General features: G+C 72.3%; 28 protein-coding genes. 16 read left to right on the top strand and 12 right to left on the bottom strand.

Annotated features, from left to right (window positions below; genetic code table 11):
* Positions 1-103: 103 nt before the first annotated feature.
* Together ACZ6C1_RS22490 and purU are read left to right on the top strand one after the other, a co-directional pair.
* Positions 104-550 carry an SCO4402 family protein gene (locus tag ACZ6C1_RS22490; protein WP_469243000.1) on the top strand — a complete coding sequence of 149 codons (447 nt, stop codon included), beginning with the start codon at positions 104-106 and terminating at the stop codon, positions 548-550.
* Between the two features lie 46 nt (positions 551-596).
* Positions 597-1448: a formyltetrahydrofolate deformylase gene (purU, locus tag ACZ6C1_RS22485; RefSeq protein WP_469242968.1), complete on the top strand. Its 852-nt coding sequence runs from the start codon at positions 597-599 to the stop codon at positions 1446-1448.
* An 88-nt stretch (positions 1449-1536) separates the two neighbouring features.
* Here the strand turns inward: purU and ACZ6C1_RS22480 are convergent, their stop codons facing one another.
* Positions 1537-2757, bottom strand: coding sequence for a zf-HC2 domain-containing protein (locus ACZ6C1_RS22480; protein WP_469242967.1), 1221 nt, complete (start codon positions 2755-2757; stop codon positions 1537-1539).
* Positions 2754-3314 (bottom strand): sigma-70 family RNA polymerase sigma factor, encoded by a 561-nt coding sequence (locus ACZ6C1_RS22475; protein WP_469242966.1) that lies wholly within the window; start codon positions 3312-3314, stop codon positions 2754-2756. The genes ACZ6C1_RS22480 and ACZ6C1_RS22475 overlap by 4 nt, the downstream gene beginning before the upstream one ends.
* A 220-nt stretch (positions 3315-3534) precedes the next feature.
* Between ACZ6C1_RS22475 and ACZ6C1_RS22470 the strand changes: the two genes are divergently transcribed.
* Both ACZ6C1_RS22470 and ACZ6C1_RS22465 read left to right on the top strand, forming a co-directional pair.
* On the top strand, positions 3535-3909 hold the full coding sequence (locus tag ACZ6C1_RS22470; protein ID WP_469242965.1) for an STAS domain-containing protein: 375 nt from the start codon (positions 3535-3537) through the stop codon (positions 3907-3909).
* Positions 3910-3940: 31 nt separating this feature from the next.
* Entirely contained in the window at positions 3941-4459 is a 519-nt protein-coding gene (locus ACZ6C1_RS22465; protein ID WP_469242964.1) for an EF-hand domain-containing protein, read from the top strand.
* Positions 4460-4484: 25 nt separating this feature from the next.
* Here the strand turns inward: ACZ6C1_RS22465 and ACZ6C1_RS22460 are convergent, their stop codons facing one another.
* Positions 4485-5981, bottom strand: coding sequence for a class I adenylate-forming enzyme family protein (locus ACZ6C1_RS22460; protein ID WP_469242963.1), 1497 nt, complete (start codon positions 5979-5981; stop codon positions 4485-4487).
* A 134-nt stretch (positions 5982-6115) separates the two neighbouring features.
* Between ACZ6C1_RS22460 and ACZ6C1_RS22455 the strand changes: the two genes are divergently transcribed.
* The 4 genes from ACZ6C1_RS22455 (at position 6116) to ACZ6C1_RS22440 (ending at position 10201) form a co-directional block, all read left to right on the top strand.
* Positions 6116-7306, top strand: a complete 1191-nt coding sequence (locus ACZ6C1_RS22455; protein WP_469242962.1) for an amidohydrolase family protein — start codon at positions 6116-6118, stop codon at positions 7304-7306.
* Positions 7306-8439, top strand: a complete 1134-nt coding sequence (locus ACZ6C1_RS22450; protein WP_469242961.1) for an acyl-CoA dehydrogenase family protein — start codon at positions 7306-7308, stop codon at positions 8437-8439. The genes ACZ6C1_RS22455 and ACZ6C1_RS22450 overlap by 1 nt, the downstream gene beginning before the upstream one ends.
* Positions 8440-8441: 2 nt before the next feature.
* Positions 8442-9350, top strand: coding sequence for an acyl-CoA dehydrogenase family protein (locus ACZ6C1_RS22445; protein WP_469242960.1), 909 nt, complete (start codon positions 8442-8444; stop codon positions 9348-9350).
* A 377-nt stretch (positions 9351-9727) separates the two neighbouring features.
* Positions 9728-10201, top strand: a complete 474-nt coding sequence (locus ACZ6C1_RS22440) for an ATP-binding protein (RefSeq protein ID WP_469242959.1) — start codon at positions 9728-9730, stop codon at positions 10199-10201.
* 261 nt (positions 10202-10462) lie between these two features.
* Here the strand turns inward: ACZ6C1_RS22440 and ACZ6C1_RS22435 are convergent, their stop codons facing one another.
* Positions 10463-11389, bottom strand: coding sequence for a cyclase family protein (locus tag ACZ6C1_RS22435; protein WP_469242998.1), 927 nt, complete (start codon positions 11387-11389; stop codon positions 10463-10465).
* Between the two features lie 105 nt (positions 11390-11494).
* On the opposite strand from ACZ6C1_RS22435, the gene ACZ6C1_RS22430 reads away from it, so the two are divergent.
* Genes ACZ6C1_RS22430 through ACZ6C1_RS22420 form a run of 3 tightly spaced genes read left to right on the top strand, consistent with a single transcriptional unit; the run spans position 11495 to position 14600 of the window.
* Entirely contained in the window at positions 11495-12406 is a 912-nt protein-coding gene (locus ACZ6C1_RS22430; protein WP_469242958.1) for an SDR family oxidoreductase, read from the top strand.
* Between the two features lie 8 nt (positions 12407-12414).
* Positions 12415-13551 (top strand): acyl-CoA dehydrogenase family protein, encoded by a 1137-nt coding sequence (locus ACZ6C1_RS22425; protein ID WP_469242957.1) that lies wholly within the window; start codon positions 12415-12417, stop codon positions 13549-13551.
* A complete protein-coding gene (locus ACZ6C1_RS22420) occupies positions 13548-14600 on the top strand; it encodes a Zn-dependent alcohol dehydrogenase (protein ID WP_469242956.1) in 1053 nt (350 codons plus the stop codon). Before ACZ6C1_RS22425 ends, ACZ6C1_RS22420 begins: the two co-directional genes overlap by 4 nt.
* Here ACZ6C1_RS22420 and ACZ6C1_RS22415 read toward each other — a convergent pair.
* Positions 14597-15586, bottom strand: a complete 990-nt coding sequence (locus ACZ6C1_RS22415; protein ID WP_469242955.1) for a GlxA family transcriptional regulator — start codon at positions 15584-15586, stop codon at positions 14597-14599. The two genes, ACZ6C1_RS22420 and ACZ6C1_RS22415, sit on opposite strands and share 4 nt — an antisense overlap.
* Positions 15587-15646: 60 nt before the next feature.
* Between ACZ6C1_RS22415 and ACZ6C1_RS22410 the strand changes: the two genes are divergently transcribed.
* Entirely contained in the window at positions 15647-16966 is a 1320-nt protein-coding gene (locus ACZ6C1_RS22410; protein WP_469242954.1) for an MFS transporter, read from the top strand.
* Here ACZ6C1_RS22410 and ACZ6C1_RS22405 read toward each other — a convergent pair.
* The 3 genes from ACZ6C1_RS22405 to ACZ6C1_RS22395 are packed head-to-tail and all read right to left on the bottom strand — an operon-like array spanning position 16956 to position 20576.
* The gene (locus tag ACZ6C1_RS22405) at positions 16956-17546 is read right to left on the bottom strand and encodes a flavin reductase family protein (protein WP_469242997.1); all 591 of its coding nucleotides are present in this window, start codon (positions 17544-17546) and stop codon (positions 16956-16958) included. The genes ACZ6C1_RS22410 and ACZ6C1_RS22405 overlap by 11 nt on opposite strands.
* Positions 17547-17565: 19 nt before the next feature.
* On the bottom strand, positions 17566-18363 hold the full coding sequence (locus tag ACZ6C1_RS22400) for an enoyl-CoA hydratase/isomerase family protein (protein ID WP_469242953.1): 798 nt from the start codon (positions 18361-18363) through the stop codon (positions 17566-17568).
* Positions 18354-20576: an acetate--CoA ligase family protein gene (locus tag ACZ6C1_RS22395; RefSeq protein ID WP_469242952.1), complete on the bottom strand. Its 2223-nt coding sequence runs from the start codon at positions 20574-20576 to the stop codon at positions 18354-18356. The genes ACZ6C1_RS22400 and ACZ6C1_RS22395 overlap by 10 nt, the downstream gene beginning before the upstream one ends.
* Positions 20577-20730: 154 nt before the next feature.
* Here ACZ6C1_RS22395 and ACZ6C1_RS22390 point away from each other — a divergent pair, with 154 nt between their 5' ends.
* Together ACZ6C1_RS22390 and ACZ6C1_RS22385 are read left to right on the top strand one after the other, a co-directional pair.
* Positions 20731-21186, top strand: coding sequence for a DoxX family membrane protein (locus ACZ6C1_RS22390; protein ID WP_469242951.1), 456 nt, complete (start codon positions 20731-20733; stop codon positions 21184-21186).
* Positions 21183-21611, top strand: coding sequence for a Zn-ribbon domain-containing OB-fold protein (locus tag ACZ6C1_RS22385; RefSeq protein ID WP_469242950.1), 429 nt, complete (start codon positions 21183-21185; stop codon positions 21609-21611). Before ACZ6C1_RS22390 ends, ACZ6C1_RS22385 begins: the two co-directional genes overlap by 4 nt.
* On the opposite strand, the gene ACZ6C1_RS22380 is transcribed toward ACZ6C1_RS22385, so the two are convergent.
* From ACZ6C1_RS22380 to ACZ6C1_RS22365, 4 genes are all read right to left on the bottom strand, one after another.
* Positions 21593-22756: a S8 family peptidase gene (locus ACZ6C1_RS22380; RefSeq protein ID WP_469242949.1), complete on the bottom strand. Its 1164-nt coding sequence runs from the start codon at positions 22754-22756 to the stop codon at positions 21593-21595. The two genes, ACZ6C1_RS22385 and ACZ6C1_RS22380, sit on opposite strands and share 19 nt — an antisense overlap.
* Positions 22753-23460 (bottom strand): hypothetical protein, encoded by a 708-nt coding sequence (locus ACZ6C1_RS22375; RefSeq protein ID WP_469242948.1) that lies wholly within the window; start codon positions 23458-23460, stop codon positions 22753-22755. The genes ACZ6C1_RS22380 and ACZ6C1_RS22375 overlap by 4 nt, the downstream gene beginning before the upstream one ends.
* 300 nt (positions 23461-23760) lie before the next feature.
* Entirely contained in the window at positions 23761-24225 is a 465-nt protein-coding gene (locus ACZ6C1_RS22370; RefSeq protein ID WP_469242947.1) for a pyridoxamine 5'-phosphate oxidase family protein, read from the bottom strand.
* A gap of 47 nt (positions 24226-24272) precedes the next feature.
* Positions 24273-24680 (bottom strand): hypothetical protein, encoded by a 408-nt coding sequence (locus ACZ6C1_RS22365; protein ID WP_469242946.1) that lies wholly within the window; start codon positions 24678-24680, stop codon positions 24273-24275.
* A gap of 123 nt (positions 24681-24803) precedes the next feature.
* Here ACZ6C1_RS22365 and ACZ6C1_RS22360 point away from each other — a divergent pair, with 123 nt between their 5' ends.
* Positions 24804-25580, top strand: coding sequence for a helix-turn-helix domain-containing protein (locus tag ACZ6C1_RS22360; protein ID WP_469242945.1), 777 nt, complete (start codon positions 24804-24806; stop codon positions 25578-25580).
* On the top strand, positions 25577-25777 hold the full coding sequence (locus tag ACZ6C1_RS22355) for a DUF397 domain-containing protein (protein WP_469242944.1): 201 nt from the start codon (positions 25577-25579) through the stop codon (positions 25775-25777). Before ACZ6C1_RS22360 ends, ACZ6C1_RS22355 begins: the two co-directional genes overlap by 4 nt.
* Positions 25778-25779: the final 2 nt, after the last annotated feature.

Genomic DNA, 25779 nt, shown 5'->3' with positions numbered 1-25779 from the left:
AGGTGAATTACGGGGGCCGGTCCGCGCCATCTGCTGCGGAACGTACGATCGAAACGTGTCAGCTTCCGTGAACTCTTCCCGTCGCGGCCGTCGCTCCCCCACCATGGGCGGCATGCCGCTCACAGACATGCCGTGGTGGCGCTGGCGTGCCAACGTGCGCTCGGCGCTGCACATGCTCTCCGACCCCGCCTTCCACCAGGAGTGCTGGCTGGCCGGCCTGGAGGGTTACGGGGACGTCACCGACGCCGTCTACCGGCTGGTCGAGGACACCTGGCTGGACAACTGGTCCGCCGAGAAGTACGTGGGGACGATATTCCGGGACTCGGGCGAGGCCGCGCTGGTCGACGTCGCGGTCCTGCGGGTGCTGCGGATCATGCACCAGGTCGGCCCGGACGCCCCCGTCTCCGCCTACATGGGTCACCACGGGTGGCCGGAGGCGGTTCGGGCGGCCCGTGACGCGCACGTACGGCTGGCCGTCAACGACGGCGAGGACCCCGACGCGCCACCGCGTTCGCTGGACGTGCTGCGGATCATGACGAGGTCCGCGTGACGGACCGCGGTCCGGCCGCCCCTCCCGGATGTGGCATCCTGCCAGGATGACCGACCAGTACGTCCTCACGCTCTCCTGCCCGGACAAGCAGGGCATTGTGCACGCCGTTTCGAGTTACCTCTTCATCACCGGCTGCAACATCGAGGACAGTCAGCAGTTCGGCGACCGGGACACCGGCCTGTTCTTCATGCGGGTCCACTTCTCGGCCGAGGCCCCGGTCACGGTGGACAAGCTGCGGGCGAGCTTCGCGGCCGTCGGGGACTCCTTCGAGATGGACTGGCAGATCCACCGCGCCGACGAGCGCATGCGGGTCGTGCTGATGGTGTCGAAGTTCGGCCACTGCCTGAACGACCTGCTGTTCCGTACCCGGATCGGCGCGCTGCCGGTCGACATCGTGGCGGTCGTCTCCAACCACACCGACTTCGCCGAGCTGGTCGCCTCGTACGACGTCCCGTTCCACCACATTCCGGTCACCAAGGACACCAAGTCGCAGGCCGAGGCCGAGCTGCTGGAGCTGGTGCGCGCGGAGAACGTCGAACTGGTCGTCCTCGCCCGCTACATGCAGGTCCTGTCGGACGACCTGTGCAAGCAGCTCAGCGGCCGGATCATCAACATCCACCACTCGTTCCTCCCGAGCTTCAAGGGCGCCAAGCCCTACCACCAGGCGCACGCGCGCGGTGTGAAGCTGATCGGCGCGACGGCCCACTATGTGACGGCCGACCTCGACGAAGGCCCGATCATCGAGCAGGAGGTCGAACGGGTCGGCCACGAGGTCACCCCTGACCAGCTCGTCGCCGTCGGCCGCGACGTCGAGTGCCAGGCGCTCGCCCGGGCGGTCAAGTGGCACGCGGAACGCCGCATCCTGCTGAACGGTCACCGCACGGTCGTCTTCACGTAAGGGCTCGGGCCCCTGCGAACCCCGCGGCCCGGGGCGCCCCGGGCGTAACCGCGGAGAAGGGCACCGCCCGGGGGCGGCAGCCCCCTCACTACAAGCGGCTCAGCGAGGCCGCCGCGAAGAGGACGTCGCGGATGGCCTCGCGGTCGCCGTCCTGGCCCGCGGCGGCTTCCTCCGGGGCGATGTGGCCGGCCACGAGCTGACAGAACTCCACGCTGTCCAGGGCCACCTGCGCGACCTTGCGGTCCGGGGAGCCGATGGCCGCCGGGGAGTCCAGGGCGATGTACCAGTCGCCGCCGCCCGAGCCCTCCACCTCCAGGTGGAGCGAGCGGCCCGGCGCGCCGGCCGTGACGAGGTGGCGGGCCGGGGCGGCGAGCCCCGCGCGGCGGCGGCCGGCGAGGGCGGCCGGCAGTAAACGGGCCGCCAGGTCGATCATGCCGTGCAGATGCGCGCCGCTGGGCGGCTCGTACGGGTAGTCGACGGCGTTCGCGATGTCGTCGGCGTGCACCCAGCATTCGAAGGCCCGGTCGAGGAGCGCGTCACGCAGCGGCAGGGAGAAGTCGCCGTACGACACGGACAGTTCGGCGACCCCGCGGCCCGCGAAGGACACCGTGCGGATCAGGGTGTGGGCCTGGTCGCGCCACGGTCCGCGGACCGCTCTGGTGGGCGGGTGGTGGGCGCCCCGCCAGAAGGCCTCGGTCCGCTCGGCCGGGGTCTTCGGCGACAGCGAGTCGTCCAGGCCGATCGCCGTCGCGACGAGGCTGTCGACGGCCTGGAGGTGACCGATCACCCCGGCGACGGTGGTCCGGCGGCTGACCGACCGGTCGCGCTCGAACCACTTGAGCCGCACCGGCGCGTGCCACTCGGAGTCGCCGATGTCCCGCAGCAGGGCGTCGAGCCGGGCGGTCTCCGCGTCGTACGGACCGGCCCAGTCGGGCACGGGGATCTTCGCGGGCCGGCGGCCCAGGCAGTTCTCCAGCACCCGGGAGCGCAGCAGCGGGTCGAGGTCCAGGTCCCGCTCGTGGTGGAGCAGCCCGACCGCGTCCCGCAGCCGCAGGGCCTCCTCCGCGCAGGGGGCGCACTCCGTCAGGTGCTCCTCGACGGCGGTCGTCTCCTCGGGCGAGCACGCCGACAGCGCCCAGGCGCCCAGCAGCGACTGGAGGACCTTGTGCGGCAGGGGCGGCGGCGCGCCCTCGGCCGCGGGCAGCGCCTCGTAGTCGTCGGCGGCCCGTCTCGGGGACGGTATGCGCGGCACGCCACCCACCTCCTCCTGGCCGTCGTCGTGGCCACCGCCGTCCAGCGGCCCGGTCACAGCGTCCGCCCGTCCAGTGGCCGGCTGTTCGCGGTGGCCAGGAGCTGGAGCCCCAGCCGCAGCCGGCGCCGCGCCTCGTCCTCGGTCACACCGAGGTCCGCGGCGGTCTGACGGTAGTCCCGGCGCTGGAAATAGGCCAGCTCCAGCGCGGCGCGCAACGGCGCGGGCATGGACTGGACGATGAAGTCCGCGCGGGCGGACACCGCCGCGCGCCGCACCTTCTGCTCCAGTTCCTCCGCGGAGCCGCCGCGCTCCGCATGCGCCTTGGCCTCCGCCTGGCGCAGCCGGTGCACGGCCTGGCGGCGGGTCAGCTTCGCTATCCAGGAGCGCATCGAGCCCTCGCGCCGGGGGTCGTACGCGTCCGGGTTCTCCCATACGTACCCGAAGACCTCGCGCGTGACCTGGTCGGCGGCCGCCTCGTCGTCGAGGACGCGGTGCGCCGTGTTGTGCACGAGGGAGGCGAACCGGTCGTACAGCTCACCGAGGGCGGCCGCCTCGCCGCGCGCCAGCCGCTGCTGCATCTTGCGGTCCCAGCGCGGTGGTGTGTCCTTCGCCATTCGGAGCCCTCCCGAACCCGACTGCTGTCGAATGTAGTGCGCCGCACCGGTGACGCGCCCCTCTTTGTGCCAAGTGCCCCTCGTGCCGGTTCCGGATGGTAAGGGAACCGTCACTACGGGTGGATCGTGTTTCATGGGGGGACGACGGGGCAGCAGCGGCGCAAAGGAAGCATCGCTTCCGGTTCGGGGGCCCCAGTGGGATTCGGCGAAGGGTTGGCGCGTGACGCTCACGGTGGACGAAGCCGAACACGGCGCCTGGACCGTGCTCAGCGTTCGGGGAGAACTCGACCTGGTCACCTCACCCGTTGTCCGCAGGAGCGTGCACGAGGCGGTGGCCGAGGGCAGGCGTGACGTCGTCCTCGACCTGTCCGAGGTGCTGTTCTGCGACTCCAGCGGCGTCGGCGTGCTGATCGCCTCCCGGCGGCTGCTGCACTCCTGCCGGGGCAGGCTGCGGCTGATACTGCCCGCCCAGGGGGCCGTCGAGGGCTCGCACGTCAACCGGGTCCTGGCAGCCCTCGGTGTACGGCGCCTGTTCGCGGTGTACGCGGACGTCGCCTCGGCCACCGGCGAGGAGGACGAGCAACTGACGGCGTGACGGCGCCGTCTTGGCGTCGTACGCTCCCGGCATGGACGCAGAGGACTTGTACGAGCGCCGGATCGCCTCCCGGTTCGCCGCCTTCGACCAGGACGGCAACGGCTATATCTCCCGCGAGGACTTCACGACCGCGGCCGGCCGGCTGCTGGAGGAGTTCGGCACCTCGTTCCGTTCGGACAAGGGGCAGGCGCTCGCGGGCGGCGCGGAGGCCTTCTGGCAGGGCCTGGCCGGAATCGCGGACGTGGACGGCGACCAGCGGGTGACCCGGGGGGAGTTCGTCAGCGGCGCCGTGAAGCGGCTGCGCGACAATCCGGACCGGTTCGCCGAGATCGCCCGTCCCTTCGTGCGCGCCCTGCTCGCGGTCGCCGACCAGGACGGTGACGGGAAGGCCGGGACGGCGGAGGTGGAGCGTGCCCTGCGGGTGCTGGGCGTCGAGTCGCACACCGCCGCGCTCGCGGCCGAGTCGCTGGACCTCGACCGCAGCGGACAGGTCGACGAGGAGGAGGCCGTCACGGCCTTCGCCCGCTACTTCATGACCCAGGAGTCGTAGCACATCCTGGTGGTCGCGCCCGGCGTCACGCCCCGGAGTACCGCTCGCGCAGCTTGTACTTGAGCACCTTGCGCAGGGTGTCGTTGCGGGGGAGGGCGTCCACGACCTCCAGTCGCTCCGGCAGTTTGTGCACGGCCAGGCCCTCGTCCCGGAGGAACGCGGTGAGGGTGCCGAGCGTCAGCTCGCCGGTGGTCTCGACGACCGCGCACACCTTTTCCCCGCGTTCCGGGTCCGGCAGGCCGATCACGGCCGCGTCCCGGACCGCGGGGTGCCGGTGCAGGAGGTCCTCGATCTCCTGGGCCGAGATGTTCTCGCCCTTGCGGATGATGACGTCCTTGACGCGCCCGGTGAGCACCAGGTGGCCGGATTCCGTGAGGTACCCCAGGTCCCCGGTCCTCAGGAACCCGTCGTCGTCGAACGCCTCCGCGGTGTGCGCGGGGTCCAGATAGCCCCGGCACACCGCCTCGCCGCGCAGCCGCACCTCGCCGTCGACGACGCGTATCTCCATCTCTTCCGGCGGGCGTCCCTCGGTGGTGGCGAGGTGCTCGTCGGTGTCGTCGGGGGACCCCATCGTGATCATCGGGACCTCGGTCATGCCGTAGCCGTGGGTGAGGCGGCAGCCCATCTCCCGTACGACGTCGAAATAGAGCTCCGGAGGCTTGGGCGCGCCGCCGCCCGCGAGCAGCCGCAGGGTGGGGATGAGCTTGCTCCCGGGCTGTTTGCGCTGTTCGGCGAGGAACATCGCGTAGAAGGCGGTGGAGCCACCGGCCGTGGTCACGCCGTGCGCCCGGTAGGTGTCCAGGGCGTCCGGCAGGGCGAAGGTCTCCAGGAGGACGGCGGGGAACCCGTACAGCAGCAGCATCACGAGGTAGTCGAGGCCGCCGATGTGGGCGAAGGGGAAGGCGATCGACCCGACGTCGTCCGGTGTCAGACGCAGTGCGTGGGCGAGGCAGGAACCGCCGGCGATCAGGGAACGGTCGGTGTGCAGGACACCTTTGGGGTCGGACGTCGTGCCGGACGTCCAGTAGATCCAGCGCACGTCCGTCCCCGAGGCGGGCGGGGGCGCGGGCAGGGCTGCCGGGTCGGCGTCGGGGAGGGTGTCGTACGCCTCGAAGACGCCGCGCGCGCCGAGGCGGTGGGCCATGGCGGTGTGGTCGAAGCCGCGCCAGGTGCCCGGGACGGCGAAGAAGCCGGCCGTGGACTCGCGCAGCGCGAAGCCCACCTCCCGGTCCCGGTAGTACGGGATGACCGGGGACTGGACGGCGCCGAGGCGGGCCAGGGCGACGGTGAGGACGACGGTCTCGATGCGGGTGGGCAGTTGCCAGGCGACGACGGCGCCGGGCCGTACGCCCCTGTTCCAGAGCCCGGCCGCGGTTCGTTCGGCGCGGTCGCGCAGGGCGCCGAAGGTGAGGCTCCGGTCGTCCTGGAGGAGGGCGGGGCGGTCCGGGGTGAGGCGGGCGCGGCGTTCGACGAGCTCCCACAGGGTGCGCGAGGCGCCCAGGTCGTGTGCGGTGTCCGGCACGGTCGGCTCCTCCTTGACTGACGGATCGTCAGGTCGGTGGGGTGAGCGTAGGGCGGTGCGCCTTGTCGGTCCAGGGGTGCGGGGCTAGCCTGCGTCCATAGAGCTGACGGACCGTCAGAAAATGGAGGCGCGTCATGACGGAACTGCCTCGGATCATCAGCGTCGACGACCACGTCATCGAGCCGGCGCACCTCTTCGAGACCTGGCTCCCGGCCAAGTACCGCGACCGCGGCCCCAAGCCCCTGACCACCGGGATCGGTGAGCTGGCGTACATCGGCGGGAAGTACCGGATCACCATGGACCCGGAGGGCCCGCCGGCCGACTGGTGGATCTACGAGGACCTGAGGTTCCCGTACAAGCGCAACATCGCCGCCGCCGGCTTCGACCGCGACGACATGACCCTCGAAGGCATCACCCGGCAGGAGATGCGGCGCGGCTGCTGGGACCCCAAGGCGCGCCTGGAGGACATGGACCTCAACCACGTCGAGGGATCCCTCTGCTTCCCCACCTTCCCCCGCTTCTGCGGACAGACCTTCGCCGAGGCGAAGGACAAGGAAGTGGCCCTGGCCTGCGTGCGCGCCTACAACGACTGGATGGTGGAGGAGTGGTGCGGCGACAGCGGCGGGCGGCTGATCCCGCTGTGCCTGATCCCGCTGTGGGACATCGGCCTCGCGGTCGCCGAGATCCGCCGCAACGCCGCCAGGGGCGTACGCGCGGTCACCTTCAGCGAGATCCCCACCCACCTCGGGCTGCCGTCCATCCACTCCGGCTACTGGGACCCCTTCTTCGCCGTGTGCGAGGAGACCGGGACCGTCGTCAACATGCACATCGGGTCCTCCTCGCAGATGCCGGCCGCGTCCCCCGACGCTCCGCCCGCCGTCCAGGCGTCGCTGTCCTTCAACAACGCGATGGCGTCGATGATGGACTTCCTGTTCTCCGGGGTCCTCGTGAGGTTCCCGGCGCTGAAGCTCGCCTACAGCGAGGGACAGATGGGCTGGATCCCCTACGCGCTGGAGCGGGCCGACGACGTCTGGGAGGAGCACCGCGCCTGGGGCGGGGTGCGCGACCTGATCCCCGAGCCGCCGTCCACGTACTACTACCGGCAGATCTTCTGCTGCTTCTTCCGCGACAAGCACGGCATCGCGTCCCTCGACGTGGTCGGCCGCGACAACGCCACCTTCGAGACCGACTACCCGCACGTCGACTCCACCTTCCCGCACACCAAGGAGGTCGCCCTCGACCACGTCGAGGGGCTGGACGACGAGACGACCTACAAGCTGATGCGCGGCAACGCCATCCGGATGCTCGGCCTGGACCTCGTCTGATGGACCTGGCGTACACACAGGAGGAGGCCGGCTTCCGGGCACGGCTGCGGGAGTGGCTCGCGGCCGTGCTGCCCGGCCTGCCCCCGAAGCCCGACCCCGCCGACTGGCCGGGACGCCGCGCCCACGACACCGCCTGGCAACGCGCGCTGTACGACGCGGGATACGGCGACCTGCACTGGGCGGCGTCCCCGACCCTGCGGCTGATCTTCCTGGAGGAGACCGAGCTGGCCGGCGCGCCCTACGTGGGCGCCAACTTCGTCGGCCTGCTCCACGCGGGTCCGACCATCGCGGCCGAGGGCACCGCCGAGCAGCGCGAGCGGTGGCTGCCGCCGATCCTCAGGGGCGAACACGTGTGGTGCCAGGGCTTCAGCGAACCGGACGCCGGCTCCGACCTGGCCTCCCTGCGGACCCGCGCGGTCCGCGACGGCGACCGGTACCTGGTCACCGGACAGAAGATCTGGACCTCCCACGCCGAGGTCGCCGACTGGTGCGAACTGCTCGTGCGCACCGACCCCGCGGCGCCCCGCCACCGGGGCATCACCTGGCTGGCCATGCCGATGGACGCCCCCGGCGTCACCGTCCGGCCGCTGCGCACGCTCGCCGGAACCACCGAGTTCGCCGAACTGTTCCTGGACGAGGTCCCCGTGCCCGTCGCCAACCGGGTCGGCGACGAGAACGACGGCTGGCGGGTCACCATGGTCACCCTGTCGTACGAGCGCGGTACGGCGTTCGCCGGCGAGGTGGTGGCCTGCCGCCGTGTCCTCGGCGAGCTGGCGCGCGAGGCCCGGGCCAACGGCCGGTGGGACGACCCCGTGCTCCGGCGCCGACTGGGCAGGCTCAACGCCGAGTTCCTCGCCCTGTGGCGGCTGATCCAGTGGAACGTGAGCGCGGCGGAGGCGGCCGGCTCGGCGCCCGGGGTGGGCGGGTCGGTGTTCAAGCTGCGGTACTCGCACGCCCGCCAGGAGCTGTACGACACGGCGGCCGAGGTGCTCGGCGCCGACGCGCTGGACCTGGACCGGGAGTGGGTCCACGGCCGGTTGTCGTCGCTCTCGTACACCATCGCCGCCGGGACTTCGCAGATCCAGCGCGGCATCGTCGCCGAGCGGGTCCTCGGCCTGCCGAAGGGACGGTGACCGTGCCTTTCCGACTCGACGACGACCAGCGGGCGTTGCGGCGGGGCGTGCGGGAACTGCTGGAGGGGCGGTTCGGGCCCGACGCGCTGCGGAGGGCCGTGGACACGGGCGTACTGGACCGGGCGCTGTGGCGGGAGCTGGGGGCGGCGGGGTTCTTCGCGCTGCGGCTGCCGGAGGAGGACGGCGGGGTGGGACTCGGGCTGCCGGAGGCGGTGCTGGTCTTCGAGGAGGCCGGGCGGGTGCTGCTGCCCGGACCGCTGGTCGCCACCCACCTGGCGGCCGGGCACGTCGAGGGCGCGGCGGAGGGGGACGTGGTCGTCACCGCCGTGGACGGGACGCTGGTGGAGTGGCTGGACGCCGCCGACGCCGTACGGGGCGGCGACGTGCGCGGGGCCCGGCCGGTCCGCTCGGCCGACCCGCTGACGCCACTGCACCGGGTGCCGCGGGGGCGTGCGCCCGGCGACCCGGTGGCCGTGCTGCTCACCGCCGCCGAGCAGCTCGGCAGCGCCGCCCGTACGACGGAGATGGCGGCCCGGTACGCGCGCGAGCGCGAGCAGTTCGGCCGCCCCATCGGCGCCTTCCAGGCGGTGGCCCACCTGTGCGCCGAGATGCTGGTGCGGGTGGAGGTGGCGCGCGGCGCGGTGTACGCGGCCGCCGTCACGGCCGACCCGGTGGACGTCGCCGCCGCCAAGCTGCTGGCCGACGAGGCGGCGGTGCGTGGCGCCCGGGACTGCCTCCAGGTGTACGGCGGGACGGGCTTCACCTGGGAGGCCGATGTGCACCTGCACCTCAAGCGGGCGTGGGTGCGGGCACGGCGGTGGATGGGGACGGGCGAGGCCGAGGAGATGTGCGCGGCGGCGCTCCGTTCCCCCGGAGGAAACCCTTCGGGTGAGGTGGTCACGCAGCGTTGATATCGGGTTGTTGTGTTCCGGTGACTCGTCACGGCCCGGAGTCGGTGCCCGCCTCCGGTACCCTCCGTGGGGTGCGAGTGGTTCGGAGGCCGGTGCGGTCCGGTGGTGCCCGTGCGGCAGCTCCGTGCCCCGGGGTGCCCGCCGTTCGTGCTCCTCGGTGGCGCGGTGCGCCCCTCTGTTCGACTACCCGCAGCGTGCGTCGCACAGTATGCAGGACGCGTACTCCTTCGCGCTGGAATATGCCCGAAGCGCTTGTTGCGGTGACTGTACGTCAACCATGCTGTCCCACAGGGAAATCACGTTCAGTGACGACTGTGAAGGCTGTGGTCGCTGTGAGACGCGAGGCGTTGTGTCCGCCGGTTCGGATGGTGTGAGCGGTGCAGGTGCTTCAGGTGCAGTTGGAGATCGGCCCCGATCCTGCGGAGGTCGGCCGGGCCCGGAGATGGGCGCGGTCACGGCTCGCGGGTTCCGGGATAGGGGATGACGAGCCACTGGCCGAGACGCTGGTGCTGCTCATTTCGGAGCTCGTCACCAACGCCGTGGTGCACACCGGCTGTCCGGCCGTGCTGCGGATGCTCTTCGGCGCGGGCGCGGCGGAGGCGGGAACGGTGCGGGTGGAGGTCGCCGACACCAGCGCCCGCCCCCCGCGCCCTCGTCACGCCGACGGCGACGACACCAACGGGCGGGGCCTGGAGCTGGTCGACGGGCTCGCCGACCGGTGGGGGTGGCAGCGCGAAGGCGCCGGCAAGAGCATCTGGTGCGAAGTGGACCGGGGCGCACCGGTGGTGACGGGGGTGGTGCGTGAGCCGGGAGGGTATGCGCCGTCGCGCGCCGTCATAAATCGGGCATAACGGAAGTATCCCTGAATAGGTGTTGACGGGCGGTGGCCGTCTGATCACCCTTGGAGCAGCGATTCGTGGCGAGGGGACGCCGAGGGCTTGACGTGCTCGGCGAGTGCGGGTCGCGGCTCGGCGGCGGCTCCATGTCAGGGCCCTCGGGGTGAGCCCGCCGGAGCCGGGTGGCGGCCGCTGTGCCGTGCTCGGGGCGCGCATGAGTGCGCCGCCACCCAAGAGAAACGCGGGGTCCGGCCATGCGCCGTGGGCGCCCTGGCGTCAGAGGACCGCCACCGGTGCCACGGGGGTACCCGTGGCACCCACGAAGGGTTCGGGCATCGCGGCCAGCAGGAAGGCGTACCGCCGCTGTTGTGCACAGGCTGTGGACAGCTCCTCCAGGTTCCAGTTCTGGCCCTGGAGCATGCCCATCTCCACCAGGTGCAGGGCGTGCACCGGCAGCCACAGGTCCTCGATCTCGGGCGGGAAGATCTCGAAGGTGAGCGTGTCATTGGCGACCGCCGCCACGTCGCGGGCGTGGAACCACTCGGGCGTACGGACCGACAGGCCCGGTGACGGATACCCGTACGCGTGCTTGTCGCCCGCGAGGTAGACCTGGACCTGTCCCGTCCGTACGAGCACGATGTCGCCCGCCCGGACGCTCACCCCGCCGAACTCCGCAGCCTCGTCCAGGTCCTCCGGCGTCACCGCGTGCCCGCCCGGCAGGCGGTCGACGCCCTTGGCGCGGGCCACGTCCAGCAGGACGCCCCGCGAGACGATGTGCCGCGCCGTGTCGATGCCGCTGAACCGGCTGCGGCCGTGCGTGGTGATGGAGCCGGCGGGGCGGCCGTTGTAGATCCTGCCCGAGTGCGAGACATGGGTGAGGGCGTCCCAGTGGGTCGCCGCCTGCAGCCCCATGGTGACGATGTCGTCGCTGGTCGCGACCGTGCCCGGGCCGAACAGCTCCTGGTTGATCTGCACCATGGCGTGCAGCGGGTTGATCCTGCCCGGGATCAGGCCCGTCTGGACCCCGTCCTGGCACAGCGGGAGCGCCAGCGGGACGCGCAGGCCGCTGTGCACGGCCCCGGCCGCCTCCCGTACGACGGCGTCGGTGATCAGGTTGAGGGCGCCCCGCTCGTCGTCCTCCCCCCAGCGCCCCCAGTTGTTGACGCGCTTGGCGATCTCGTGGAACGCGGCCGGCAGTGACATGGGGCCCTCCCAGGGCTTGTGCTGGCGCATCTGGCGGACCGTAAAATCTAACGATCCGTCAGATAAGGCGGAAGTGGTGGCGCGGGAAGGCTGGAGGGGCCGGGCATGGGGAACTTCTTGGCAGGCAAGGTGATCGCCGTGACCGGCGCCGGGCGGGGCATCGGACGGGCCGTCGCCCTCGCCTGCGCCGCCGAAGGGGCCGGCGTCGTCGTCAACGACCACGGCGTGTCGATCGAGGGCGCCGAGCCCACCTCGGAGGTCGCGGCGGCCGTCGTCAAGGAGATCGCCGCGGCCGGCGGCAGGGCCGTCGCCGTCGCCGACGACATCTCCACCATGGCGGGCGGACAGCGCGTCGTGGACACCGCGCTCGCCGAGTACGGCCGGATCGACGGAGCCGTGTGCGTCGCCGGCATCCTCCGCGAACGGATGCTCTTCAACATGTCCGAGGAGGAGTGGGACCCCGTCCTCGCCACCCACCTCAAGGGCACCTTCACCGTCTTCCGCGCCGCGTCCGCCGTGATGCGCAGGCAGGGCACCGGGACGCTCGTCGGCTTCACCAGCGGCAACCACCAGGGCTCCGTGGCCCAGGCCAACTACTCCGCCGCCAAGGGCGGCATCATCTCCCTCGTCCGCAGCGCCGCGCTCGGCCTGCACAAGTACGGCGTCACCGCCAACGCCGTCGCCCCCGTCGCCCGTACGCGCATGTCGGCGAACGTGCCCATGGAGCTCAAGGAGATCGGCGACCCCGAGGACGTCGCCGCACTCGTCGTCTACCTGCTCTCCGACCGGGCTCGCGCCGAGAGGATCACCGGCCAGGTCTACACGATCGCCGGACCCAAGATTGCCGTGTGGGCCCAGCCGCGCGAACTCCGGGCCGCGTACGCGAAGGAGCCCTGGACGCCCGAGCGGATCGCCGACTTCCTGCCCGGGACGGTCGGCACCGACCCCATGCCGCTGCTGGAGCGGCTGGAGGAGATGGCCAGGGCGGCGGCCGCCAAGTCCCGCCCGAACGCGTAGGCCCCGCCATGGACTTCGCCTTCGGGGAAGAGGACGAGGACTTCCGGGCCGTCGCACGGGAGTGGCTGGAGGCGCACCCCTGGGGAGAGGGCGGGCGCGCCTGGGAGCGGCAGCTCGGCGCGGACGGCTGGATCGGGCTCGGCTGGGAGGCGGAGGGCTACGGCAACCGGCGCGCCTCGCTCACCCAGCAGGTGGTGTGGGCCGAGGAGTACGCGCGGGCGGGGGCTCCCGGCCGGGTCGGGCACATCGGCGAGAAACTCCTCGCGCCGACCCTGCTCGCGTACGGGGACGAGGAGCAGAAGAACCGGTTCCTCCCCGGCATCGCGCGGGGGGAGGAGCTGTGGTGCCAGGGCTACAGCGAGCCGGGCGCCGGATCGGACCTCGCGGGGCTGCGCACCCGGGCCGAGCGGGACGGGAACGTGTACCGGATCACCGGCCAGAAGATCTGGACCTCGCTCGCCGGCGACGCCGACTGGTGCTTCGTCCTCGCCAGGACGGAGGCGGGCTCACGGCGCCACCACGGGCTGTCGTTCCTGCTGGTGCCCATGGACCAGCCGGGCAGGATCGAGGTGCGGCCCATCCGGCAGATGACCGGGACGAGCGAGTTCAACGAGGTCTTCTTCGACGGCGCCGAGGCCGCCGGCGTGGTGGGGAGGGAAGGGGACGGCTGGCGGGTCGCCATGGGGCTGCTCGCCGTCGAGCGGGGCGTGTCGACGCTCGTCCAGCAGATCGGGTTCGAGGCGGAGCTGGGGCGTGTGCTGCGGCTGGCCGTGGAGAACGGGGCGGCCGACGATCCCGTGCTGAGGGACGCCCTCGTACGGCAGTGGGCCGAGCTGCGGGTGATGCGGTGGAACGCGCTGCGGACCCTGGGCGGTCCGGCCGACGCGGGGGCGCCGAGCGTGGCCAAGCTGCTGTGGGGGCGGTGGCACCAGCGGCTGGGCGAGCTGGCGATGGCCGTACGGGGCGCGGCGGGCGCGACCGGCCCGGGGACGTGGTCGCCGGGCGCGTACCCACTCGACGACCTGCAGCGGATGTTCCTGTTCAGCCGGGCCGACACCATCTACGGCGGCTCGGACGAGATCCAGCGCGACATCATCGCCGAGCGGGTGCTCGGCCTGCCCAGAGAGGCCAAGGGGTCGTCATGAGAGGTGTTCTCTTCGACGGTGAAAGGGCGCGGGTCGTCGACGACCTGGTCGTACGGGATCCCGGGCCCGGCGAGGTGCTGGTGCGGATCGCCGCGGCCGGGCTGTGCCACAGCGACCTGTCCGTGATCGACGGGACCATCCCCTTTCCGGCGCCGGTGGTGCTCGGGCACGAGGGCGCGGGGGTCGTGGAGGCGGTGGGGCCGGGGGTGACCCATGTGGCGCCCGGTGACCACGTGGCGCTGTCCACACTGGCGAACTGTGGGGCGTGCGCCGACTGCGACCGGGGGCGGCCGACGATGTGCCGGCGGGCGATCGGGCGGCCGGGGACACCGTTCACCAGGAGCGGGCGGCCGGTGTACCAGTTCGCGTCCACCTCGGTCTTCGCCGAACGGACGCTCGTGCGCGCGGTGCAGGCGGTGAGGATCCCGTCCGACATCCCGCTCGGCTCGGCCGCGCTCATCGGCTGCGGTGTGCTCACCGGGGTCGGGGCCGTGCTGAACCGCGCCAGGGTCGGGCGCGGCGAGACCGTCGTCGTCATCGGCGCGGGCGGCATCGGGCTCAACGTCCTCCAGGGCGCCCGCCTCGCCGGTGCCTCCCCGATCGTCGCCGTCGACGTGCAGGCGGCCAAGGAACCGGCCGCGCGGCGGTTCGGGGCGACGCACTTCGTCACCTCCGCCGACGCCGTACGCGAGGTGCTGCCGGGCGGCGCCGACCACGTCTTCGAGTGCGTGGGCCACGTCGGGCTCGTACGCAAGGCGATCGACCTCCTCGACCGGCACGGGCAGGCCGTCCTGCTCGGCATGACCGCGCCCGCCGACGAGGCCGCGTTCCCGCCCGCCTCGATGTTCCTCGACAAGTCGATACTCGGCTGCCGGTACGGCAGTTCGCGGCCGCAGCACGACATCCCGCTCTACGCGGGGCTGTACCGCGAGGGGCGGCTCCTGCTCGACGAGCTGGTGACGGAGACGTACCCGGTCGAGGACTTCGCCAAGGCGGCCGACGACGCCCACCACGGGCGGGTGGCGCGGGGCGTGCTCGTGTTCGCCTAGGCCCGCGTCGAGGACCCGGCGCGGAAGGTGCGGCGGTAGACGGTGGGCGGGACCCCGAGCGTGGCCTGCAAGTGCTGGCGCATGGACTGGGCGGTGCCGAAGCCGGCGTTCCGCGCGACCTGGTCGACCGGCAGGTCCGAGGACTCCAGAAGCTGCCGGGCGCGCTCCACGCGCTGCTGGGTCAGCCACTGGCCGGGGCTGACGCCGACCTCCTCGCGGAAGCGGCGCGTGAACGTCCGGACGCTCATGGCCTCCCGCTGCGCCATGTCCCGTAGCTGGATCGGTTCGTGGAGGCGTTCGAGCGCCCAGGCACGGGCCTTCGTCGTGGTCGCGAACTGCGGGTCGGGGACGGGACGGTGGACGTACTGCGCCTGACCGCCGTCCCGGTGGGGCGGTACGACGGTGCGGCGCGCCACCTCGTTGGCCACGGCCGACCCGTGGTCGCGGCGCACGATGTGCAGGCACAGATCGATGCCGGCGGCGACCCCGGCGGAGGTGAGGACGTCACCGTCGTCGATGAACAGGACGTCCGCGTCGACCCGGACCGACGGGAACAGCCGCTGGAAGTGCTCGGCGGACGCCCAGTGGGTCGTCGCGGGCCGGCCGTCGAGGAATCCCGCGGCGGCCAGGACGTACCCGCCGGTGCAGATCGAGACCAGGCGCGTGCCGGGCCGGATGCGGTCGAGCGCGGCGGCCAGCTCGTCGGTGAGCCTCCCCTCGTCGTACACCGGGCCGAGCTCGTACGAGGCGGGCACGACGACCGTGTCGGCGGTGGCCAGAGCCTCGGGCCCGTGGTCGACGGAGATGGCGAAGTCCGCGTCGGTCGCGACCGGCCCCGGGGCCACGCCGCACGTGACGATCTCGTACAGGGGGAGCCCCCCGGCGTCCTTGGCGCGGCCGAAGATGCGGTGCGGGATGCCCAGTTCGAAGGGGAGGAGCCCGGCGAGGGCGAGGACGACGACACGGTGCGGGGCGGGTCGGCTCATGGCCCGATCCTATCGAAGGGTGGCATCCGGGCCGCTGGTCCGGCTGCGGGGCCGCCGACGATGCTGTCCGACGTGACCCAGACGATGCCGACCTCCGCTCCGGCTCCCAGCAAGCCGCCCGCCCGCACTCCCCGCGTCCACCGCGCCTGGTCCGTCGCCGCCGTCACCTTCGTGACGATCATCGGCGCGGCGGCCTTCGCCTCGCTGCCGGGGCTGCTGATCGAGCCGCTGCACGAGGATTTCGACTGGTCGCGCGGCACGATCGGGTTCGCCGTCTCCGTCAACCTCGCGCTGTACGGCCTGACCGCCCCGTTCGCCGCCGCCCTCATGGACCGGTTCGGCATCCGGCGGGTCGTGGCGGTCGCGCTGTCGGTCATCTCCGCCGGGTCCTTGCTGACGGTGTGGATGACCGCGCCCTGGCAGCTCGTCCTCTACTGGGGCATCCTCGTCGGGCTCGGCAGCGGCTCCATGGCGCTGGCCTTCGCGGCGACCGTCACCAACCGGTGGTTCACCGCCCGGCGCGGCCTGGTGACCGGCATCCTCACCGCCGCCGGCGCCTCGGGGCAGCTGGTGTTCCTGCCGCTGCTGTCCTGGCTCGTCACCCACCACGGCTGGCGCCCGGCCGCCGTCACGGTCGCCCTCTCCGCGCTCGCCGTCGTGCCGTTCGTCTGGCTCCTGCTGCGCGACCACCCGGCGGACGCCGGTCTCAAGCCGTACGGCGCCGACACCTTCGTACCGAAGCCCGCCCCCGTGCCGGGAGCGGCGCGGCGCGCGACGACGGTGCTGTTCTCCGCCGCCCGCACCGGCCCCTTCTGGCTGCTCGCCGGCACCTTCGCGATCTGCGGCGCGTCGACGAACGGCCTGGTCAAGACCCACTTCGTGCCCGCCGCCCACGATCACGGCATGCCGATGACGGCCGCCGCGTCGCTCCTCGCGGTGATCGGAGTCTTCGACGTCGTCGGCACCATCGCGTCCGGCTGGTTCACCGACCGCTTCGAGGCGCGGCGGCTGCTGGCCGTGTACTACGCGCTGCGCGGCGTCTCCCTGTTGTTCCTGCCGATGCTGCTGGCGCCGTCCGTGCACCCGCCGATGGTCTTCTTCATCGTCTTCTACGGGCTGGACTGGGTCGCCACGGTGCCGCCGACGATCGCCCTGTGCCGTGAGCACTACGGGGAGGACTCGGCCATCGTCTTCGGCTGGGTCCTCGCCTCCCACCAGGTGGGCGCGGCGGTGGTCGCCTTCGCGGGCGGTGTGGCGCGTGACGTCTTCGGCTCGTACGACGTGGTCTGGTACGCGTCCGGCGCTCTGTGCGCGGCGGCGGCGCTGATGGCCCTGGTGATCCGGCGGAGGCAGCCGGTCACGGTCTCGGTCACGGCATGAGGCGGCCGAACCCGCCCCGGTGGAACAGCAGCGGGTCACCGTCGTCCGAGGCGCCCAGCGCCTCCACGCGGCCCACCACGATCAGGTGGTCGCCCCCCGTGTGCACGGCGTGGACCACGCAGTCGATCCAGGCCGGGACGCCCGCCAGGCGCGGCGAGCCCGTCCCCGGCGCCGGGTCGTACGGGACGCCCGCGAACTTGTCCGCCCCCGTCGACCCGCTCACCGCGAACGCCCGGCACAGGACCGCCTGGTCCGCACCCAGGACGTTCACGCAGAACGCCCCGGCACGGGCGATCCGGGGCCACGTCGCCGAGGTGCGCGCCACCATGAAGGCGACCAGCGGCGGGTCCAGCGACAGGGACGCGAAGGACTGGCAGGCGAAGCCCGCGGGGCCCTCGGCGTCGTACGCCGCGACGACGGTGACCCCCGTGGCGAAGTGGCCGAGGACGCGCCGGAACTCGGCCGGGTCGACGGGCAGCCGTTCGTCGTCCCGCACCGCCCGCAGCAGCGGTGGCGGGGGCGGGCCGGAGGCCGTGGGCGCCCCGACGGACCTGAGGTAGCGGACGGCGGTGGCCGCCATCCCGGCGTGGCCCATCACGTCAGTCCCCCCTGTACGCGGGGGTGCGGCGCTCCACGAAGCTCGCCACGCCCTCGTTCGCGTCGTGTGTCGTCATGGTGATCTCCTGTGCCGCCGCCTCCGCGGCGAACGCGGAGGAACGGTCGGTGTCGAGTGACGCGTTGACGAGCTGTTTGGTGAGCGCGAGGGCGCGCGTCGGGCCCTTCGCGAGGCGCTCCGCCCAGGTGCGGGCCGTCTTCTCCAGCTCGCCGTCCGGGACGACCCGGTTGACCAGGCCCATGGCCCGCGCCTCGTCGGCCGGCAGGGCGTCGCCGAAGAACATCAGCTCCTTCGCGCGCTGCGGCCCCACCAGGCGCGGCAGCAGATACGCGCCACCGCCGTCCGGGACCAGGCCACGGCGCACGAACACCTCGATGAACCGCGCCGATTCGGCCGCCAGGACCAGGTCGCACGCGAACGCGAGGTGCGCGCCGATCCCGGCGGCCGTGCCGTTGACGGCCGCGATCACCGGCTTCTCGCAGTCGAGGACGGCGGCGATCAGACGCTGGGCCCCGAGCCGGATCGTCCTGGCCACGTCCCCCGCGACGCGCTCCCGGTCCACCGGCCCCGGGCCGCGCAGATCGGCACCGGCGCAGAAACCCCGGCCGGTGGCGGTGAGGACGACGGCCCGTACGGCGGGGTCGGCGGACGCCTCGGAGAGCAGCGCGATGATCCGCTCCCGCTGGTCGGGGGTGAGGGCGTTCAGGGCCTCCGGGCGGTTCAGGGCGATCCACGAGACGCCGCCGTCGACGGAGTGGAGCACCTCTCTCGTCACCGGCACACCGCCATAGCGTCCAGCGCCACCGCGCCCTGCCCGCGTTCGAGCACCATCAGCGGGTTGATGTCCAGCTCCGACAACTGGCCGCCCAGTTCCAGCGCCATCCGCTGCACCCGCAGCACCACCTCGACCAGCGCGTCCACGTCCTTCGGTGGTGCCCCCCGCACCCCGTCCAGCAGGGCCCGCCCGCGCAGCTCCTCGAGCATGGCACGCGCCTGGTCCTCGCCGAAGGGCGGTACGCGGACGGCGGTGTCCGAGAGGACCTCCACCAGGACACCGCCCAGACCGACGGTGACCGTCGGGCCGAACAGCTCGTCGTGCGTCACGCCCACCACCATCTCGACGCCCCGGTCGACCATCTGGCAGACCAGGATGCCGTCCAGCACGGCCTCCTCGTACCGGGCGATGTCGACGAGCTCCCGGTAGGTGTCACGGACCTGGCTGGCGGACGTCAGACCGATCCGGACCAGGCCCAGTTCGGTCTTGTGGGCGAGCTGCGGGGCGGACGCCTTCATCACGACCGGGTACCCGACCTGGCTCGCCGCCCTGACGGCCGCCGCCGCGCTGGTCACGAGCTGCTCGCGCGGTACGCGGATGCCGTAGGCGCGCAGGAGCTGCTTGGCCGCGTGCTCGCTCAGCCGGTGGCCGGGGTGCATCAGGGCCTGCGCCTTGCGGTACGAGGGGGAGGGGGTGCGGGGCGCCTCGTCGAAGGGGGAGCGGTACGTCCGGGCGAACCGGTGGTGGTCCAGGTACGCCTTGACGGCGGTGACGCAGTTGCCGAACGTCCGGAACGTGGCCACGCGCGAGGAGCCGAGGAGTGTCTCGCGGTACGCGGCCTCGGTGCCGACGGGCGACCCCCACACCACGCACACCAGCTTGTCCGTGGTTTCCGCCGCGTCCACGAGGTCCTGGGCCAGTTTGTCGCTCATGGGCGGGAAGGGTCCGGTGATGGGGCAGATCAGGACACCGACGTCCGGGTCGGCGAGCAGCGCGTCGATGATCTTCCGGCCGCGCTCGTCGCCGACCGGGTGGCCGCCGTTGTCGACGGGGTTGGCGACGTTCAGGTAGCCGGGTATCCACTGGTGGAGCTCGTCCTGCCGGGCCGGTGACAGCCGTGGCAGCCGCAGCCCGGCCGCCGCGGCCAGGTCCGCGAAGTGGGCACCGGTGCCGCCCGAGATCGAGTACACCACGACGCCGTCGGTGGCCGGCGGGCGGGCGCGGGCGAGCAGGGTGGCGGTGTCCTGGAGTTCGTCCAGGCCGTCGACCCTGGTGACGCCGAACTGTCGCATGGCCGCGTCCACCACCCGGTCGGCGCCGGTCAGCTTCCCGGTGTGGGACGCGGCGGTCCGCGCCCCGGCCGGGGTGCGGCCGACCTTCACGGTGACGACGGGCACGCCGCGCCGTGCCGCCCGGTCGGCGGCGAGGAGGAAGGAACGTCCGTCCTTGATCCCCTCCAGATAGCAGGCGATCGCCCCGACCTCGGGCCGTTCGGCGAAGTACGCGAGGAAGTCGGCGCTCTCCAGGTCGGCCTCGTTGCCCGTCGGCGCCCAGTGGGAGAGCCGCACGCCCAGCTCCTGGAGGGCGTACAGGGGCCGGCCCTGGTGGCCGGACTGGGTGATCAGGGCGATCGCGGGGCCGTCGAGGTCGTCGCGGAACTCCTCGAAGGCGTTCAGGTTCGTGTTGGGGCCCAGCAGCCGTACCCCCGCGCGGCCGGCCGCCGCCGCGAGCCGCGCCTGGGCGGCGGCGCCCGCCTCACCGGTCTCGGCGAACCCGGACGCGAAGGCGACGGCGAACCTGGCTTTGGCGGCGCCGAGTTCCTCCACGACCGGCAGGGGGTCGGCGACCAGCAGCACGGCGACGTCGACGGGTTCGGGCAGGGCGGAGACGGAGGGCACGCAGTCGAGCCCGAAGACCGACGGGCGGCCGGGGTGCACGGGGTACAGCCGGGCGCCGACCCGCTCGGCCCAGCGGAGCAACTGCCCGGTGATCCCGGTGTTGGGCCGGCCCTCGGTGTCGGACGCCCCGACGACGGCGACGGACTCCGGCCGGAAGAGCCGGTCGAGATCGGGCACGGGAGCGTGCAGGGGCCGGCCGCTGACGTCCCGGTCGCCCTCGGTCGCGGCGGTGCCGTGGACGGCGGCTCCGGTGGTCTGCCCGCAGGCCACCACCCGGGCGCGGAGATCGGTGGTGAAGGTGCCGTGGGTCGATCCAAGCATCGTTCCGCCGCTCCTGCTCGTCGGGGCCGTTACCTGACGCCCTGTCAGATTAGCGAGTGGATCCGTCGGCAGGAATAGGCCGGACCCCTTGCTTCCCGCGCCACGGTCAGTTGAACTGACGTACCGTCAGTTCTCTGCGCGGGAGGGTCCTGGAATGCAGACCGTCTGGCTCAGCGGCGCCGAATGGCTCGCCGTCCTCCGTATCGGCCTCGGCCTGTGGTGGCTGGAGAGCTGGCGGCACAAGGACAAGAAGGGCTGGTTCGAGCGCGGCACCGGCATCGCCTGGGCGGCCGACGTCGCCGGCAAGCACCGCTGGGCGGCGGTCCGGTCCGGATTCGACAAGGTCGTCGCGCCCCGGCCCAAGCTGATGGCGTACGTCGTCGTGTACGCCGAGCTCGCCCTCGGGCTCGGGTTGGTCACCGGCTTCCTCACCCCGTTCGCCCTGGTCGGCGGCCTGCTGCTGAACCTGCTCTACCTGGTCCTGATGATCCATGACTGGGCCGAGCAGGGGCAGAACGCGATGATGGCCCTCATTTCGCTCGTCGCCCTGTTCGCCATGGCGTGGCAGACGTGGTCCCTCGACCACGCCATCGGCTGGCTGGGCGCATGAACCCCGCCCGGCCCGACATCGACGCCTTCACCCGCCCCTACTGGGACGCCGCCGCCGAGGGGCACCTGCTCATCCGGCGGTGCGGCGCCTGCGGGCGGGCCCACCACTACCCGCGCGAGTTCTGCCCCCGATGCTGGAGCGACGACGTCACCTGGGAGCGGGCGAGCGGCCGCGCCACGCTCTACACCTGGTCCGTCGTCCACCGCAACGACCTGGTCCCCTTCGCCGGGCGTACGCCGTACACGGCGGCGGTCGTGGACCTCGTGGAAGGTCCACGCATGATGACGGAGATCGTGGACTGCCCCGAGGCGGACCTGTGGATCGGCATGCCCGTGACGGTCACCTTCCGTACGGAGGGGGAGGGCGCCGCCCGGATCGCGATCCCCGTCTTCCGGCCGCCGGTGCGTCAGGCGGCGGCTCGCTGACCCTTGCGGAGCGCCAGCAACAGACCCACGACGACGAACAGCAGGCCGCCGCCCGCCGCGCCGAGACCGATGGTCAGGAGGTCCTGCTCGATCGGCGGGTGACTGATCTTGCTGGTGCCCGTCGGTGACGCGAAGTGCTTCTTGTCCCCCTCGTAGGCCTTCGGAGTGGTGTCGACGCCGGGCGGCTCGGCCGCCGCGCGGACCGCGGCCGCGGCATCGATCTGCCCGGCGCCGACCAGCGGGTCGTGGCCGCCTTCGGGTGCGTCCGCGGTGCGCATGAGGATCGCGCGCGTCTGGGCGGGGGTCAGGTCCGGGTTCTCGGCGAGCATGAGCGCGGTCACGCCGGCGGCGAGGGCGGTGGCCGGGGAGGTGCCACTGATCTCGTGGTAGCCGCCCGACTTGCGGGCGCTGGTGATGCTGACGCCGGGGGCGGCGATGGTGTTGTGCGTGCGTACGGTGCTGAAGTCGGCGCGGGTGCCCCCGGGCTGCGTCGCGGCGACGGCGATCACGGTCGGATACCCGGCGGGGAAGTTGCCGTCGTTCAGCTCGTCACCGCTGTTGCCGGCCGCGGCGAGGATGGTGACGCCCTTGTGGACGGCCCGGGACATGGCGCCCACTTCGCTGCCGTCCAGGTCGGAGAAGGTGCCGCCACCGAGGGACAGGGAGATCACGTCGGCGCCGTTGGCCACCGCGTAGTCGATGCCCTTCGCGAGCGGACTGACACCGTCCTTGAGGCGCTCGAGCTTCTCCTCCTTGCTGTCGTTGATGACACGGGCGGTGATGATCGTCGCCTTGGGCGCGGCCTTGAGGACGTCGGAGACCATGGCGGTGCCGTGCACGCCGTAGTCCTCGTCACCGGGGCCGAGGCCGTCGCTGTCGTAGAAATCGGGGCCCACCTTCGCGACGCGCCCCTTGAGTGCGGGGTGCTCGGGGTCGATGCCACTGTCCAGCACCGCCACGGTGACGCCCTCGCCCTGGCTGGTCCGGTGGGCGGCGGGCAGGCCCAGCGCGGCCGACTCCCAGCCGGAGGGGGCGTTCTCGGCGGCTGCGGCAGACGGGGCGCCCCAGGAGAACGCCGCTCCCAGGAGCGAGGCGAGAGCGGTGCCGGTGACGGCGGTGGTGCGTATGAAGCGGGCGCTGTTCATCGGAGCCCCCCGTTCTGCAGGTTGGAGAAGTGGGAGACGAACAGCTCCACGAGGTCCTGGGCGTCGGCGTGCCAGGACTCCCGGTCGGCGTCGTTGTCCTCGCCGAACTCGCCCGGCAGTTCACCCGCGACGTGGCCGTCCGCCGAACCGATGGTGGCTGCGACGACGTACGGCATGTGCTCCCCGGGAACGGCCATCAGGTAGGCGCCGTTGCGATCCTTCCACTTGGCGGCGGGGGTCCCCGGCACCGCGTACGCGGCCACGGCCGCCTCGGTGGAACGGTTGTCCTGGTACACCTCGTCGACCTTCTCCTTCGGCCCCGCGTTGCGCGGTCCCTCGGGGAGTACGACGACGGCGACGGTCGTCACCATGTTGGCCGTGGGGTCGACGTACGTGGCCCGCAGGACCGCCTTGCAGCCGTTGTCCTGAGCGGACTTCAGAATGAGGCGGGTGAGGCCCTTGTCGCAGTCGGTCTCCGGAGAGATGCCCATGCGGTGCCACAAGGCCTTGTCACGGTCGTAGAGACCGCCGTTGTACCCGCCGCGGCCACCGATGGTGAGCGGGAAGACCTTGTCCACCTGCTCGTCCCGCCACATCACGCTGCCGTACTCGTAGTTGGGCAGCTCCTGCTGGGCGTTGCTGTAGGCGTGCGCGGTGAGCGCGCCTCCACCGAGGAGCAGCAGCACCCCGAGGACGCTGAGCACGGTGCCGAAGACCTTCCGTCCACGGCCACCGCGGGGCGGGGGACCCGGCGGGACCCATTGGGGCGGGCCGGGCGGCGGGCTGCCCGGGGGCGGAAGGGGCGGGGCCGGCATATGGGGCTGCTGGGCGTACGGATTGGGGCCGCCGTAGGGACTGGAGCTGCCGGGGTGGGGGTGCGACGGGTACGACAAGTTCTTCTCTCCCAGGGACGGCAGCGGCAGGAGGCGGCCGCGCCCCCGGGCGATCACATAAACCCACCGTCTCTCGGGGTGTCAAATAGGCCACCCAGTGGCCGAGTCGGCCTAGCCGTTGACGTCCAGCGCCGTCCCGTACAGCTTGCCCACCCGCAGCCGGATCACCACCCGGCGCTCGGCGACCAGGCCCTTCAGGAACGTCTCCGCCTCCTCGCCCTCCGGCCGGGCGGCCTCCGGGATCATGCCGAGCAGCTCCCGGCCGACGGCGTCACCCGGGACGGTCGTCACCTCGGACACCTCGGCCTCGCCCTCGGCGACGGCGAACGACCACACATCACCCCCCGACACGTGCAGCGCCGCGCGGGGGTCGCGCCGTAGCTGCTTGACCTTGACGCGGTCCGCCGTGGTGGAGAACCGCACGATGCGGGCCTCGGGGTCCCAGCCGTACATCATGGTCGTGAGGTGGGGATGGCCACTGCGCTTCATCGTGGCGAGCGTGCCGAACTGCTGGCTCCCGAGCAGGTCGGAGAGGGCCTCTTCGGACAGGACGCGTGGTGCGGGACCTTGAGTCATGTCGTGGCCAACTCCCTTGCAGCGGCGGCTATTCCGTCGCGGCCGGGTCAGGCCGGCGGCAGGCACAACTGTGACGTCACGATCTCGTGCAGCAGCTCCGGGTCCACGAACTCGCCCACGACGGGCGGACCACACCGCCAGGACAGCGGATACGTGTTGCCGTGCGGCGCCGGGATGCCCACGTACTGGTCCCGCGCGCACGGCCCGAAACACGCCGCACCTGGCGGCCACGCGTACTCCTTGCTGCTGCCCGGCGGGATCAGGAAGTACGTCCACCGGCCACCGGAGACCTCGCGCACGACGGGCCCGGGCCGCCCGTCGGTGGCGTCGGCGAGGTGGTGCAGGACGGCCTCGCCCCGGACGCCGCGCACCCGGACGGCGTCGAAGTGGATGCCGGCGAGGCGGAGTTGCAGGCCGGACGCGGGGACCCAATCGGGGAGTTTCTCGCTCGTCATGGCTACGAGCATCGCGGTGGTCGCTTAGCGTGACCAGGGGGACACGATCCACTTCGGGGCGGTGTGGGAAGGACGGTGGCGGTTGTGGGATCGAGTGGTGAGCCCTCGCCGGCGCGGAGGCACGTGGGCGAGCTGGTCAAGAAGTTCCGCGCCATGGCGGATCTGACCCAGAAGGACCTGGCGGACCGGCTGTTGATGTCGGAGTCGCTGGTGGGTGCGTACGAGCGGGCGGAACGCATCCCGACGACGGCGTTCCTGGTCGACGCGGACGCGGCGCTGGGGGCGGGTGGTGTGTTGACGTCGTGCGCCGGGTTGATGGAGGAGGAGAAGTACTCGCCGAAGTTACTGAACTGGAAGCGCACGGAGGCGGACGCGGCGAGCATCAGCGCGTACGAGTGCATGCTGGTACCTGGTTTGCTCCAGACTCCAGCGTACGCGCGGGCGGTGTACGAGACGCGGGTGCCCGTGTGCGAGGCCGATGAGATCGACCGGCTCGTGCAGGGGCGGCTGGAGCGGCAGGAGGTTCTGGACCGTCGGCCCAAGGCGGTCATCAGTTACGTCGTCGAGGAGTCGGTGTTCCAGAGGCCGATCGGCGGCGAGTCGGTTCTCAAGGAACAGCTCCTGCACCTGCTGGAGTCGGTCCGATCGAGGAATCACGTGACGTTGCAGGTGATGCCGACGCATCGGTCCGCCCATGCGGGCCTGATGGGACCCTTGAAGCTGCTGAGCACCCGAGAAGGGCGGAGTCTGGGCTACACGGAAGGCCAAGGCGCGGATACGTTGATCTCGAAACCCGAAGAGGTGAATCTACTGATCGACCTCTTCGGCGCGCTGCGGGCCCAGGCACTCAACCCCTGGGAGTCCGTGGAACTGATCGAGAGGATGGCGGCGAAGCTATGACCCCCGGCCTGGTCTGGTTCAAGAGCAGTTACAGCGGCAACACGGGCGGCGACTGCGTCGAAGTCGCCTACGACCGGCGCCCCGAGCTCGCCGCCTGCCCGCACGCCGTGCACGTACGCGACTCCAAGCTCACCGACGGGCCCACCTTCGCCGTCGGCCCCGACGCCTGGGCGGCGTTCGTCGCCGCGTCTCGGTGAGG

It is taken from the genome of Streptomyces sp. NPDC041796 (genome assembly GCF_055590785.1).
This window is presented reverse-complemented; position numbering and strand designations above follow the sequence as displayed.

Bases quoted from the DNA above. Each gene is read 5' to 3' on its own strand.
- ACZ6C1_RS22455 (WP_469242962.1), top strand. From the start codon at position 6,116: ATGACGGAACTGCCTCGGATCATCAGCGTCGACGACCACGTCATCGAG.
- ACZ6C1_RS22355 (WP_469242944.1), top strand. From the start codon at position 25,577: ATGACCCCCGGCCTGGTCTGGTTCAAGAGCAGTTACAGCGGCAACACG.
- ACZ6C1_RS22390 (WP_469242951.1), top strand. From the start codon at position 20,731: ATGCAGACCGTCTGGCTCAGCGGCGCCGAATGGCTCGCCGTCCTCCGT.
- ACZ6C1_RS22420 (WP_469242956.1), top strand. From the start codon at position 13,548: ATGAGAGGTGTTCTCTTCGACGGTGAAAGGGCGCGGGTCGTCGACGAC.
- ACZ6C1_RS22395 (WP_469242952.1), bottom strand. From the start codon at position 20,576: ATGCTTGGATCGACCCACGGCACCTTCACCACCGATCTCCGCGCCCGG.
- ACZ6C1_RS22490 (WP_469243000.1), top strand. From the start codon at position 104: ATGGGCGGCATGCCGCTCACAGACATGCCGTGGTGGCGCTGGCGTGCC.
- ACZ6C1_RS22425 (WP_469242957.1), top strand. From the start codon at position 12,415: ATGGACTTCGCCTTCGGGGAAGAGGACGAGGACTTCCGGGCCGTCGCA.
- purU (WP_469242968.1), top strand. From the start codon at position 597: ATGACCGACCAGTACGTCCTCACGCTCTCCTGCCCGGACAAGCAGGGC.
- ACZ6C1_RS22380 (WP_469242949.1), bottom strand. From the start codon at position 22,756: ATGAACAGCGCCCGCTTCATACGCACCACCGCCGTCACCGGCACCGCT.
- ACZ6C1_RS22385 (WP_469242950.1), top strand. From the start codon at position 21,183: ATGAACCCCGCCCGGCCCGACATCGACGCCTTCACCCGCCCCTACTGG.
- ACZ6C1_RS22435 (WP_469242998.1), bottom strand. From the start codon at position 11,389: ATGTCACTGCCGGCCGCGTTCCACGAGATCGCCAAGCGCGTCAACAAC.
- ACZ6C1_RS22430 (WP_469242958.1), top strand. From the start codon at position 11,495: ATGGGGAACTTCTTGGCAGGCAAGGTGATCGCCGTGACCGGCGCCGGG.
- ACZ6C1_RS22365 (WP_469242946.1), bottom strand. From the start codon at position 24,680: ATGACGAGCGAGAAACTCCCCGATTGGGTCCCCGCGTCCGGCCTGCAA.
- ACZ6C1_RS22450 (WP_469242961.1), top strand. From the start codon at position 7,306: ATGGACCTGGCGTACACACAGGAGGAGGCCGGCTTCCGGGCACGGCTG.
- ACZ6C1_RS22475 (WP_469242966.1), bottom strand. From the start codon at position 3,314: ATGGCGAAGGACACACCACCGCGCTGGGACCGCAAGATGCAGCAGCGG.
- ACZ6C1_RS22415 (WP_469242955.1), bottom strand. From the start codon at position 15,586: ATGAGCCGACCCGCCCCGCACCGTGTCGTCGTCCTCGCCCTCGCCGGG.
- ACZ6C1_RS22410 (WP_469242954.1), top strand. From the start codon at position 15,647: ATGCTGTCCGACGTGACCCAGACGATGCCGACCTCCGCTCCGGCTCCC.
- ACZ6C1_RS22405 (WP_469242997.1), bottom strand. From the start codon at position 17,546: ATGGCGGCCACCGCCGTCCGCTACCTCAGGTCCGTCGGGGCGCCCACG.
- ACZ6C1_RS22370 (WP_469242947.1), bottom strand. From the start codon at position 24,225: ATGACTCAAGGTCCCGCACCACGCGTCCTGTCCGAAGAGGCCCTCTCC.
- ACZ6C1_RS22465 (WP_469242964.1), top strand. From the start codon at position 3,941: ATGGACGCAGAGGACTTGTACGAGCGCCGGATCGCCTCCCGGTTCGCC.